Below are 11762 nucleotides of genomic sequence, written 5' to 3' on the forward strand. Positions count from 1 at the left end.
GGACGGAAGCTCAGGCGGTATAAACGCCGCTGGAAAGTTGAACGGCTTTTCGCCTGGCTTCAAAACTTCAGGCGGCTGGTTGTTCGATATGACCGACATGCTGACAATTTTTTGGCTTTTTTACTGCTCGCCTGTTCAATTATTCTGCTCCGTTTTTTTGAGATAGGTTGTGGTACTCCTCCTTGCTTTGATAGAGGCGTGATGATGCTGGCCGGGCCCGTTGATCACCCGTGAGCCGTTCTCTTTGAACAGCTGCCAGCAGGTGGAACCATTCAAGATGATGCGTGATACAATTCAAGAAGCAATTATGGTCAGACAATCAATGCTGAGCGCAGCATGAGGTAGGAAGGGGATGTTACAGGACTGGAGAACGGTGAGGGCGTTGACTTCGGGCCGCAATTGATCTCTATCTGCAAATTTGCAGCGTAATGATACAGTGGGAGATCAGTAGTGAATACGGTGCAGTCTCCTTTCTCGGCAAGAACAACGAGACTGGTATCAGCGATACCTAGATTGCAGTATTTTTAGCAACCTGCTAAACTGGCTCGACTTATTCAAGCATCTTGGCAAAGCTCTTAATGAGTCCTAACAGATAGCTACAGCCAAAAGAATAGTACTGGCAATTCAGCCCATCCTTGAGTAAAATGTTGAATTTTTTCATCTGCGGCCAGCAGAGGCATAAATCAGAAAAATAGGGAAGGGGCATCTCATGTTCTCTCAGCATCTGAAAAAGGAAACCGTTGTTTCAATCATCAACACCATTGGCGAGCTAAATCAGCTTCAGGATGTCGATATGATCCTGGATAGCACCTTGCGCGAGGCCCGCGCTTTAGCCAAGGCCGACGCAGGCTCGATTTTCCTCATGAAGAACGGCGAGCTAGAATTTCGCCATGTCCAAAACGACACCATCTTTGGCGCAAACGGAGGCGGGCTTTTTCAGTACGGCACGGAAAGCCTGCCGGTCAGCGACAGTTCCATTGTCGGTTACTGCGCCCTGACCAAAGAAATGGTGGTGATCAACGATGCCTATGTCATCGCCGAAGGGCTACCCTACCGTTTCAATGCCTCCTTTGACGAGAAGAATGGCTACCGCACAGTCTCCATCCTGGCCGTGCCGCTGGTCTCGCGCGGTCACAGTTTGGTTGGGGTGATGCAACTGATCAATGCCAAAAACCGCTGGGGTAGAGCGACAGTTTTTTCCGAGCAGGTCAAAACCCTCGTGCCGATTTTCACCAATAATGCCGCTGCGCTCATTGAGCGGAGCATCCTCAACCGGGATCTGACGCTACGTATGGCCAAAATGGCCGAGCTGCACGATCCAAAAGAGACCGGCGCACATGTCCAGCGGGTCAGTGCCTTCTGCGCGGAACTATACCAATGCTGGGCAGAGAATAGAAATCTACCTCGCTTGGATATCCGCCGCTTCCGCGACATCATCAGTCATGCCTCTATGCTTCATGATGCTGGTAAAGTAGGCATTCCTGACTCTATCTTGAAAAAGCCAGGCCGTTTGACTCATGAGGAATTTGATGTCATGAAGCAGCACACCATTTATGGCTCTAGGCTCTTTAATAGCATCTCCTCGGAACTGGATCAGGTCACGCACGACATCATCCTTTATCACCATGAACGCTGGAACGGTACGGGCTACCCAAAAGGGCTTGTTGGGGAACAGATCCCGCTGGCCGCCCGGATCACCGCCTTAGCTGATGTCTTTGATGCGCTCTCATCCAAACGCAGTTATAAAGAGGCGTGGAGCGACGAAATGATCTACGAGGAACTCCGCAAGGAATCGGGCCAGCATTTTGACCCAGAGCTAGTGGAAACATTTTTTCAGATTACCAATATCCTTCATGCTATTCAGATGAAGTTCAAGTGAGAGACAATGATTGAGAAAGCCATAGCAGAGCTGAAGAAACTTGTGCCCTTCAAGGAGACAACTGAACTTGGCGACATCGTCCTGATTCTGGCCGAAGAGGGGCAGCAACCGACCCTGATCTATGCGATAGTGACTGGCATCGAGCGCGATCCCTCTCGCCGGGATGAGTGGTGGCATGTCGCCCTGCATCTGCTCTCTGTGCCGCCACAAGCCGTGGTTTGGACGCTGAGAACCCCGCAGTTTACTGGTCAAGAGAGCTTTACAATGGGCGGCCAGGCCAGGTTCATCAAGGCACTGCGGATTGATCGGCAGCAACCTACCCCACCACAGCCCGAATCCAAGGCCAGAGGCGGCTTGCGGCTGGTGAAATAGACTTCTTACTCGCTGGCAAAGCAGTTTGGCTTGGCAACAAAGGAGTTTGGCCGACTTGGAAAGGAGTTATACTCGGCAGAAGAGGAGTCTGGCCAAGCCGCAAAGGAGTTCTGCTGACTTGCCAAGGAGTTTGAGTCGGCCAAACTCCTTGCTTGCTCACTGGGAAAGCAGTTTGGCCAAGCCAAACTCCTCTTCTGCCGAGTATAACTCCTTGCTTACCGAGCCAAACTGCTTGGCAAACGAGCAGGAATCTATTACAAGATGTCGAAGAGTGCGTGACAAATACCACAACAGGAAAAAAAGGCGCGTTCTCTGCTTCAACCTGTTTGCTGATGGAACGCACCCCTTCTTGTTGAGGTATGCAGGAGATCTATGAGCCAGATAACTTGGGAGAGCAAAGTGGCTCATCCCAACGGCGTGCATTGCCGAGTGGCGGCTCAACTTACTGAGATCGTAGCCACTCATGATGCTGAAGTGCGAATCATCATCAGCCCAGAGGAGACGGTTGACTGCGCCTCGATGCTGGAAATCCTCAGTCTGGCTCTGATCCAGGGCAGCCGAGTCGCCTTTACCGCTGAAGGCCCAGACGCAGAGCAGGTAGCCAAGGCTATCGACCAGCTGCTTTCCGACAGGGAGGCATCCTGAATGGACAGCGAATTTGAGCGGCGGCCTGAGCCTGAGGAACCAGAGACCTTGCACGGGATCAGCGGTTCACCTGGCATCGTGGTTGGCAAGGTGGTGGTCTTCAGTCCTTTGGAAGATGGCCACATCCGCTACCGGTTGGAGCCAGGTGCAGCGGTCAAGGAGGAGGAGCGCTTCTTAGCCGCTGTGGAGCGGGCTGAACAGAGCCTGATCAGCCTGCGGCAGCAGTTCGAGGGTGATCTAGCTGACACCGTGGCGATTGTTGATTCCCACATCCGCATGGTCAGGGATCGGATGATTGTCGAGCAGACCCTGAGTCTGATCCGCCAAAAGCAGATCAACGCCGAATGGGCCTTGGCCCGTTCCCTTGGCCTGATCAAAAAAAAGTTTGACCATATCGCTGATGACTATATTCGTAGCCGCTTCGCCGATGTGGAGTACGTGGCCCGGCAGGTGGCCGAGCAACTTACAGGTCAAGGCCGCAGTTTTCCGGCAGGCTTTGCCGAGCCAGTGATTGTGGCGGGCGAAGACTTCTCGCCTGAAGACACGATTCGGATGTACACCGACAGGGTACTCGGTTTCCTGACCGAGAAGGGCGGTTCTACCTCGCACACCGCGATTGTCGCCCGCTCCTTAGGCCTGCCAGCGGTAGTCGGCGTGAGTGGTATCACCAGCCGCTGCCGTACCGGCGACACGCTGATTCTTGATGGCTATGAAGGTCGGGTTTGTTTGCACCCGACCATGGATCAACAGCGGCTTTATCTGGAATACGACCGCCAGCATCGGGCCTTTTCTGACGAGATGAGCTGGTACATCCGCCTCTCTTCGGAGACGGTGGATGGTCTGCGGGTTCGCTTCTCGGCAAACATCGAAATCCCAGACGAATTAGAGGCAGTCATCTACTATGGAGCCGCTGGCATCGGCCTATTTCGCTCTGAATTTGGCTATCTCCAACGCAGGCAGCTCCCGGACGAGGAAAGCCTCTTTATCATCTATCGGAATATGGCTGCTGCCCTTGCCCCAGAGCCAGTGACAATCCGCACCTTGGATGTGGGCGGCGACAAACTGTCCTCGCATCTGCCAGAGCTACGCTTTAGCCGCGAACGCAACCCGGCTTTGGGCCTGCGCTCGATCCGTTTTTCTCTTCGCGAGAAATCGCTCTTTAATACCCAGCTTCGCGCCTTGTTGCGGGCCTCACAGCACGGCAGGTTGCGTATCCTCTTACCCTTGATCTCTTCTCTTAGCGAGCTGAAGGAGGCGCGACAGGTGATCAATGGGGTGATGGAGCAGCTTGCTAAAGAAGGCGTGCCGTTTAACCCGGACACTGAAATCGGGATTATGATTGAAGTGCCGAGTGCGGTGGTGATGGCCGACACCTTGGCAGAGGAAGCAGACTTTTTCAGCATTGGCACAAATGATCTCATCCAGTATTCACTGGCCATTGACCGGGGTAACGAGTACGTGGCCCAGATGTACGACCCGCTCCATCCGGCAGTGCTGCGGATGATCAGCCAGACCGTGGAAGCTGGGCACCGGCAAGGGATTGAGGTCTCCCTTTGTGGCGAGATGGCTGGCGATGTATTCACTGCGCCCGTGCTGCTTGGTCTTGGCTTGGACGAGCTATCCATGCGGCCCTCAGCCATTCCGCATGTCAAGCGGCTACTGCGCCACTCCACCTTTGCCCGACTGACTGCGCTGGCTGCCCAGATTCTCAAATGCAAGGACAGCAGCGAGACCGCCGCCCTCCTCAGGCAGTATCTAGCCGACAACTATCCTGACCCCTTCATTGACTGCAATGAACGAACGTGATCTAATCGAGCATATCCGCCTGCTCACGGAGACGGATGGCGCAGGTTTGCTTTTAGGTATCGGCGACGACTGCGCGGTGATCGAAAAAGATCGGGAGACGGTCTGGCTACTGACCATGGACACTCTGATCGAGTCAGTGCATTTCAATTGCAAGTGGCATCCGCCAGAACTACTGGGCCGCAAGGCCGTGGCAGTCAATATCAGCGACATTGCAGCAATGGGTGGCAGGCCGCTGTTCGCTCTGCTGTCTCTGGGTCTGCCCGCCGATTTTGCCGAACAGTGGGCCAAGCAGCTGAGTTACGGGATCAGTAAAGCGTGTCAACAATATGGCTGCCTGCTGATCGGTGGTGACACGGTATGCAGCCCTGCTGGGGTCTCGCTGACCTTGACCGTGATTGGCGAGATGCAACGCAACCAGGTGCTGTACCGTGACAAGGCAAAACCTGGCGATACCATATGGGTTTCCGGGCCGCTGGGCTGGTCTGCTGCTGGGTTAGCCCTACTTCAGGCTGGAAAAACTCTAGCAGACCAGCAATGGCAGCAACTTTTGCTCGCTCATCTTGACCCGCAGCCGCGTGTTCAATTAGGGCAGTTTCTCGCCAGCAGCGGACTCGTTCATGCGATGATGGATATGTCGGATGGACTAGCAACTGATTTGGCGCATATCTGCACCCGCAGCAAAGTTGGCGCATGGGTTGAGGGCGATCTGCTGCCAGGCCGGGAGGCACTTGCAGCCGCAGGCGAATTACTTTGCCAAGACCCGCTGCGCTGGCTGGTCTCTGGCGGTGAGGACTATGAACTGCTGTTTACAGCGTCTTCAGCAAACAAAGCAAAGCTCCTCGAACTGACAACAGCGCAGGGTTGGACGGTTTATCCGATTGGAACAATCATTGAGGGGCAAGGAGTCAGCCTGCTGAACAGCGGCGTTCAAGAAACAATATCCTTTGATGGCTTTGATCACTTCAAAAAGGGGGAGAGATCATGCACAAGAACAGATGCCGGGTCGGGATAACAGCTTTAGGGCTGTCTTTCCTTGCCTTGCTGCTGTCCGTTTTTCCTGCCTGCTTGCTTGATAAGAAGCGGGCAGTCCTTGAGCAGCTCTGCACAGATCAAACAGCAGCCTTTTCCTTCAACTGTAATGAAACAAACCAGGATTGCACCACAGCGGCGGAACATTGCGTGTCTGCTCTCAAAGAGCAAAGCCAGCGGCAGCGGCTTTGCAAGCACGCGATGATACTAGCGGCCTGTTCCGCGATCGGCGCAGCTGTTTGGTCATGGCGAAAAGAGCGGGTCAAAGAGTTCTGCCTCTTCAGCATCACCTCTTCCTTGGTCGCGCTGTCTTGGCAACAGGTTGGCGCGGTACTTGCGGTGAGTATTGCCCTATTAGTCTTCACCGTGCTGGCTGCTCGAATAACTTAAGAACTCTGTATAAGCCAACAGGAAAAATTTACAGTCAAGATCAAGTAGGTTACAGAAAAGTGCAAATAAGCAAGAGAAGAGTCTTGCTTGTTTGCCAAGGAATTTGACCTGGCCAGAAAGGAGTTGTACTCGGCAGCAAAGGAGTTCGGCTTGGCCAAACTGCTTTCCTGCTGAGTAACAAAGGAGTTTTGCCGACTAAAACTCCTTTCCTAGTCGGCAAAACTCCTCTACGACTTACCAGAACTCCTTTCTTGCCAAGCCAAACTCCTCTTATACTCGGCCAAACTCCTTTGCTGCCGAGCACAACTCCTTTGCAAGTCGGCAAAACTCCTCTTTTACCGAGTAGAACTCCTTTGCCAGCGAACACGAAAGGAGTGCTCACGCAGGGTTATGCAACCTGTTCGCTTTCCGCTGCAATCTGACTGTTGATTTCTGCAAGATGGCCTGTCAGTTATATAAAAGCAGCGCGTTATCTTCCTCAAAAGCAATGCGGCTAACAGGTTGCGCGGCCAGCAACTTGCTGTCACCAGCTTCGTATTGCAAAAGAGTTTGCAGGAAAAGGAAGCTATCAATCGGCATAAAGGTGAATTTGAGAGCCATGCCGTCCTCAGCCACCCGCACTACTCTACCCGCAGCCTTAATTTTCGCCTCAGAGACAGATCGCTGAAGCCAAATCTCGCAGGTGTCACCTGTTTTTTGCTCGCTCTGACCTTGAACAAACATGCCGCTCAGACTCAGGTTGCTGACCGAATGTTTATACTTCTTTGCGCCGAAATCTAGGTTGACCTCTTGTTGCGTATTTACCCGGCTGAAATGACGGCGGTTGCTGTAGTCCATTCTGATCACCTGTGGCAAGAGAGCATTCGGCTGAGACTGGTTTGGCATCGAAGCATTCTTTTTTGACTATAGGGAGACAGCTGCAAAAACGATGCCATTTTCCTAGAAAAAGTAGGGCAGCATGAATAGTCAACGGTTCCTGAAGAAAAATCTGGTGTTGCTCTGGGGTAGACTCTCAGGGAAGAGCAAGGAACAGAAGAATACCAGCAAAGCTCTCTGATTTGCCCGGCGGGCAAGTGACAAAAATTGTCAGCGAGTGACAAAAAACGTCACTCAGGAGGAAGCGGGATTTTTCAGCGCATCAGGTTACAGCAGTTCATTGACCTGCTCTTGGGTCAGGCCCGTGTCTTCCACAATTTCTTCTACGCTTCGCCCTCTTCGTAACATCTTGCAGGCAATTTCTTTCGCCTTTTCGTCAATCGTTTCTTTCCGCGCTGCCTCGTCTTTCATCTTGGCCCGCTCTTGTGGAGTGACTTGACTCTCTTCGATGCAGTTAAACACCTTGTGAATAACTGGGTTTTTGTATTGCGTTTCATCAACCTGCTCATCAAGGGTATCGTCAATCGCCCGCAGCCATTCCTGACAGACACCAGGCGTTTCCTCACTGACATATTTCGGGCAGATATAGATAATTTTGTGCGCAATCTCTTTGAGCGGCCTGCCGTGCAAATCTTTTGGGTCAAAATCAATGACAGCAATGTCTGCGTGATGCCTGTCGCCAGAGGTTAAAACGACCAGCGTATATACTTTGATGTCGGGCCGATATGTTTTCGTGTGTGCGGTCAGCTCCAGCATTGCCGCGCAGTGATAATAGAGAAATCGGTCGTAGTGATCTGTCAAGCGGTCATGCTGAATATCAACTACAATGCGGTTTTTGCTATCTTCAGCAAAGAGGTCAAAGTGCGCATCTACTGGGCCAATCGGTGGATGGAAGGACTTTTCCGTCTCAACTTTGCTGATTTCAATATCGACCCCGATGAAATCTCTGACAAAGGCGGTAAAGATTTCTGGATCGCCAAAGGCCTTTTTAAAAATAACACCATAACGCAGTGGGGCTACGTGTTTCATTGGTTCTACCTCTCGAGAAAAAGGGACGATTGCCTGGCCAACTATCAGAAATCCGCTGCCAAAAGTCAAGAGTATTATCAGATTCCTGCCGACGGCGTGTTTACCCTTTTTACCAAATCGTGTACAGTTGGCGGCATGGATATTATTACCACCCACCTCAACGCTGACTTTGACGGCCTGGCCTCAATGATCGCGGCCCGGAAACTCTATCCTGGCGCGGTGCTGGTCTTTGCTGGCTCGGCGGAACGCAGGCTCGGTGAGTTCCTTTCTGCTGATCTCCGCAACCTGTACGACTTCCAAAAGCTCAAAAATCTCGATCTCACCGCAGTTTGCCGCCTGATTGTCGTGGATACCCGCCAGCCTGACCGCCTTGACCGGCTTCAGGACTGCCTGGGCAATCCTGGTTTAGAAATTCATCTCTACGACCACCACCCAGACGCGCCTGGCGACCTGCATGGTAACGTTGAGCGAGTGGAATTAGTCGGTTCCACAGCCACCCTTTTTGCCCGCATCTTTCAGGAACAGCAGATCAGCCTAACGAGCGACGAGGCCACCCTGATGAGCATTGGTATTCACGAGGATACCGGCTCTTTTCTCTACTCTGGCACCACGCCCGCTGACCTACAAGCCGCTGCTTGGCTGCTTGAACAAGGAGCCAAGCTGGATGTAGTCAATCATTTTGTCAGCCACGATCTTTCCGCCCCGCAAGTTTCCCTGCTCAGTCAGCTGCTGAAGAATTCAGCGGTCTATACCATCCAATCCGTGCAGGTGACAATCAGTCGCTTGACCCTGCCTGACTATGCCGACGACTTTTCCGCCTTAGTGCGGCGAATGATGGTCATGGAGAACTTGGATGCGGTCTTTGCTTTGGTCTGTATGGGCGAGCGGCTCTACCTTATTTGCCGCAGCCGGATACCTGAAATCAATGCTGGGGCAGTTGCCCGCTTCTTTGGCGGCGGCGGTCACGCTTCTGCCGCCTCTGCTGCGATTGCCAACAAGACTATCTTCGAGGCGGAAGAAGAGCTGCTGCATTTGCTCTACCGTTGTATCCGGCCCAAGGCTTTAGCGCGGGAAATCATGTCCGCACCCGTGATTACAGCCACGCCAGAAATCAGCCACAGCGAGGCCAGCGAGCTGCTCACCCGCTATAATATCACCGGCTTGCCCATTGTCAGCGATAACAGCGACCGGAAAAAGCCCAAGGGCTTGCTTGGCCTGATTTCCCGGCGGGTGGTAGAAAAAGCCATTGCCCATCAGCTCGGTGCCATGCCGGTAAGCGACTACATGAGCACGGAAATTGAGACCCTGCCAGAGACCGCGACCCAGGCAGACATCCAAGAACTGATCATTGAGCACCATCAGCGGCTGCTGCCGATAGTTCGGCAGGAAAACGGCGAGGATATCCTGGTTGGGGTGATCACCCGCACGGATTTGCTCAACCTGCTCGTGCATGATCCGGCCCGACAACCGCGCAGTTTGCTCCGTCAGGATGAATTACCCTCAGCCGAACGCAGCCGCAACATCACCCGCCTGATGATTGACACCTTGGGCAAGGAAATCATCCTGCTTTTGCGCGAGATTGGCGAGATTGCGCAGGAGGTGGAGATGCGGGCTTACGCTGTTGGTGGCTTTGCCCGCGATTTGCTCTTACAAACCTGCAATCTCGACCTGGATATTGTCGTCGAAGGGGACGGCATTCTCTTTGCCCAGGCCTTTGCCGCCAAGAAAAAGGCGGCAGTACGCACCCACGAGAAGTTTGCCACCGCTACAATCCTCCTAGCCGACGGAATGCGGCTAGATGTAGCCACTGCGCGCTTAGAATACTACGCTTCGCCTGCAGCCCTGCCGATAGTGGAGAAGAGTTCGCTCAAACTCGACCTCTTTCGTCGCGACTTCACGGTCAATGCGATGGCTGTGCATCTCAATCCTGACCGCTTTGGCCTGCTGGTTGATTATTTCAGCTCACAAAATGATCTGAAAGAGCGGCAACTGCGGGTCTTGCACAACCTCAGTTTTGTTGAAGACCCCACCCGCATCTTTCGGGCTGTGCGTTTTGAGCAACGCTTGGACTTCCGCATCACTAAGCACTCGGAAAAACTGATTCGCAACGCGGTGCAAATGCACCTGGGCAAGACCTTCACCGGTCTCCGCTTCTTTAACGAGCTGAAGTTGATCTTCTCGGAAGATACGCCGCTGGCCGCACTGCGTCGCTTGGAGGGTTTCGGCCTGTTCCCCTTACTTTGGCCGGATTTGCGGCCCAATTTGAAGATCGACCGCCGCTTTATCCACGTCATGACTCAAGCAGAAAAGGCCATTTCCTGGTTCCGGCTCCTTTATTTGCCCGAAGCAGAAAAGCAGTGCGAATGTTGGAGCGTGCGCCTGCTCGCTTTGTTCAGTCGCTCGCGGGAATTAGAGCTGCCCCGCTTCTGCGACCGCTTTGAAGTGCCGCCCAAACAGCGCAAATTCCTGATCGAGCGGAAGAGCAAGGCCGAACGCATCGCTGCAACTATGCAATGCCGCCCTTTTCTCAAAGCCAGCGAAATTTACTGGCTCCTGCGCGACCTTGATAACGAGGGCCTGCTCTGCCTAATGGTGATTGCCCGGAAGAAACACATCCAGCAGGCCGTGTCGCGCTACGTGACTAATCTGCGCGATATCCGCCCATTGATTAACGGCCAAGATTTGCTCGAATTGGGCTTGCAGCCAGGCGCAGTGTTCCGCACTTTGCTCAATCAGATCATCGAAGCACAGCTTAATGGCGAGATCAGCAGCAAAGAAGAAGCCCTTGCGCTGGTACAAAAGCTGCATTCAGAGGAGTGCTAGGAGGTTTCACACGTATGAATGGAGCATTTAGACATGTAAATGCTCTTCGCAGACGTGCAAAAGCTCTATTCAAACGAGTGTTAGCTGGTTTTAAACCAGTGAATGGAGCTTTTGGACATCCAAATTCTCTTCATGAACATCCGAAAGCTCCATTCAAACAAGTAAACAGAGTATTCAGACGTGTGAATGCTCCTTGCGAACATGCAAAAGCTCTGTCCAGACGAATGCTAGCAGATTTCAAACGAGTAAATGCTCCTCGCGGACGTACAAAAGCTCTATTCAAACGAGTGAACGGAGTATTCAGACATGTAAATGCTCCTAATAAACGAGTGGAAAGAGCACAGTCTCGTTGCCCCGTAGGGGCAGGCCCCTGTGCCTGCCCTCTCATACGAGAAGAAACCGCTTGAATTCCAGGGCGACCACAGGGGCCTCCCCCTACAGCAATATTGGCAACTCTTCTCAAGAGAAGACAACCATTGTATCCTGCTTCAGCTCTACAAGAAATGCACGCCAGCGTTTGCAGAAGCATATTTCCAGAAAATACACGAGATAGCATTATGGCTGAAATCCCGGATAAAGCAAAACTGATCATCGACAGGTTTCTGTCCGAGCTGGCAGAAGATGGTATTGGTATCGAGCAGGCAATTTTGTTCGGCAGCTATGCGCAAGGAACCTTTGACGAATGGAGCGATATTGACCTAGCTCTGGTCTCCAGCACCTTTGAAGGAGATCGGTTTAGAGACCGGGAAAAGATCCGGCGGATTAAACTCAAAGTCAAGTACCACCGGCAAAGCCGGTGGCTTGAGATTCTGAACCGCTCAAAGCGGTTAAACAACTTGAGCTGCCTGAAGGCAGCCGCTATTCAAACAGGTTGAGCTGCTCAAGACGCTGGTCTTCCTTCTCCTGAGCTTGA

Annotated in this window: 12 protein-coding genes; 9 read left to right on the forward strand and 3 right to left on the reverse strand. The window is 52.7% G+C overall.

What is annotated here, in order from left to right; genetic code table 11:
* The 3 genes from ACNKIB_RS05065 to ACNKIB_RS05075 form a co-directional block, all read left to right on the forward strand.
* Nucleotides 1-234 (forward strand): transposase (locus tag ACNKIB_RS05065; protein WP_417909463.1); only part of this gene is annotated, 234 nt, incomplete at its 5' end.
* Nucleotides 235-709: 475 nt separating this feature from the next.
* A complete protein-coding gene (locus ACNKIB_RS05070) occupies nucleotides 710-1879 on the forward strand; it encodes an HD domain-containing phosphohydrolase (protein WP_417909464.1) in 1170 nt (389 codons plus the stop codon).
* 6 nt (nucleotides 1880-1885) lie between these two features.
* Nucleotides 1886-2251: a hypothetical protein gene (locus tag ACNKIB_RS05075; RefSeq protein WP_417909465.1), complete on the forward strand. Its 366-nt coding sequence runs from the start codon at nucleotides 1886-1888 to the stop codon at nucleotides 2249-2251.
* Between the two features lie 156 nt (nucleotides 2252-2407).
* Here ACNKIB_RS05075 and ACNKIB_RS05080 read toward each other — a convergent pair whose 3' ends face one another.
* On the reverse strand, nucleotides 2408-2572 hold the full coding sequence (locus ACNKIB_RS05080; protein WP_417909466.1) for a hypothetical protein: 165 nt from the start codon (nucleotides 2570-2572) through the stop codon (nucleotides 2408-2410).
* Between the two features lie 51 nt (nucleotides 2573-2623).
* Here ACNKIB_RS05080 and ACNKIB_RS05085 point away from each other — a divergent pair, with 51 nt between their 5' ends.
* The 4 genes from ACNKIB_RS05085 to ACNKIB_RS05100 are packed head-to-tail and all read left to right on the forward strand — an operon-like array spanning nucleotide 2624 to nucleotide 6121.
* Nucleotides 2624-2896: an HPr family phosphocarrier protein gene (locus tag ACNKIB_RS05085; protein WP_417909467.1), complete on the forward strand. Its 273-nt coding sequence runs from the start codon at nucleotides 2624-2626 to the stop codon at nucleotides 2894-2896.
* Nucleotides 2897-4702, forward strand: a complete 1806-nt coding sequence (gene ptsP / locus ACNKIB_RS05090) for a phosphoenolpyruvate--protein phosphotransferase (protein ID WP_417909468.1) — start codon at nucleotides 2897-2899, stop codon at nucleotides 4700-4702.
* Nucleotides 4689-5714, forward strand: coding sequence for a thiamine-phosphate kinase (gene thiL / locus ACNKIB_RS05095; protein ID WP_417909469.1), 1026 nt, complete (start codon nucleotides 4689-4691; stop codon nucleotides 5712-5714). Before ptsP ends, thiL begins: the two co-directional genes overlap by 14 nt.
* Nucleotides 5684-6121: a hypothetical protein gene (locus tag ACNKIB_RS05100; protein WP_417909470.1), complete on the forward strand. Its 438-nt coding sequence runs from the start codon at nucleotides 5684-5686 to the stop codon at nucleotides 6119-6121. The genes thiL and ACNKIB_RS05100 overlap by 31 nt, the downstream gene beginning before the upstream one ends.
* A gap of 447 nt (nucleotides 6122-6568) precedes the next feature.
* Here ACNKIB_RS05100 and ACNKIB_RS05105 read toward each other — a convergent pair whose 3' ends face one another.
* Both ACNKIB_RS05105 and ACNKIB_RS05110 read right to left on the reverse strand, forming a co-directional pair.
* Nucleotides 6569-6958, reverse strand: coding sequence for a PilZ domain-containing protein (locus ACNKIB_RS05105; RefSeq protein WP_417909471.1), 390 nt, complete (start codon nucleotides 6956-6958; stop codon nucleotides 6569-6571).
* Between the two features lie 306 nt (nucleotides 6959-7264).
* Entirely contained in the window at nucleotides 7265-8026 is a 762-nt protein-coding gene (locus ACNKIB_RS05110) for a PD-(D/E)XK nuclease family transposase (RefSeq protein ID WP_417909472.1), read from the reverse strand.
* On the opposite strand from ACNKIB_RS05110, the gene ACNKIB_RS05115 reads away from it, so the two are divergent.
* Nucleotides 8018-10849 (forward strand): CBS domain-containing protein, encoded by a 2832-nt coding sequence (locus ACNKIB_RS05115; RefSeq protein ID WP_417909473.1) that lies wholly within the window; start codon nucleotides 8018-8020, stop codon nucleotides 10847-10849. The two genes, ACNKIB_RS05110 and ACNKIB_RS05115, sit on opposite strands and share 9 nt — an antisense overlap.
* Nucleotides 10850-11325: 476 nt before the next feature.
* Nucleotides 11326-11724, forward strand: coding sequence for a nucleotidyltransferase domain-containing protein (locus ACNKIB_RS05120; RefSeq protein ID WP_417909474.1), 399 nt, complete (start codon nucleotides 11326-11328; stop codon nucleotides 11722-11724).
* The last annotated feature ends 38 nt before the right edge of the window (nucleotides 11725-11762 follow it).

This window comes from Candidatus Electronema sp. PJ, assembly GCF_048287395.1.
GTDB lineage: Bacteria > Desulfobacterota > Desulfobulbia > Desulfobulbales > Desulfobulbaceae > Electronema.

Coding starts and splice junctions, on each gene's coding strand:
- ptsP (WP_417909468.1), top strand. CDS start 2,897: ATGGACAGCGAATTTGAGCGGCGGCCTGAGCCTGAGGAACCAGAGACC.
- thiL (WP_417909469.1), top strand. CDS start 4,689: ATGAACGAACGTGATCTAATCGAGCATATCCGCCTGCTCACGGAGACG.
- ACNKIB_RS05070 (WP_417909464.1), top strand. CDS start 710: ATGTTCTCTCAGCATCTGAAAAAGGAAACCGTTGTTTCAATCATCAAC.
- ACNKIB_RS05075 (WP_417909465.1), top strand. CDS start 1,886: ATGATTGAGAAAGCCATAGCAGAGCTGAAGAAACTTGTGCCCTTCAAG.
- ACNKIB_RS05100 (WP_417909470.1), top strand. CDS start 5,684: ATGCACAAGAACAGATGCCGGGTCGGGATAACAGCTTTAGGGCTGTCT.
- ACNKIB_RS05085 (WP_417909467.1), top strand. CDS start 2,624: ATGAGCCAGATAACTTGGGAGAGCAAAGTGGCTCATCCCAACGGCGTG.
- ACNKIB_RS05105 (WP_417909471.1), bottom strand. CDS start 6,958: ATGGACTACAGCAACCGCCGTCATTTCAGCCGGGTAAATACGCAACAA.
- ACNKIB_RS05110 (WP_417909472.1), bottom strand. CDS start 8,026: ATGAAACACGTAGCCCCACTGCGTTATGGTGTTATTTTTAAAAAGGCC.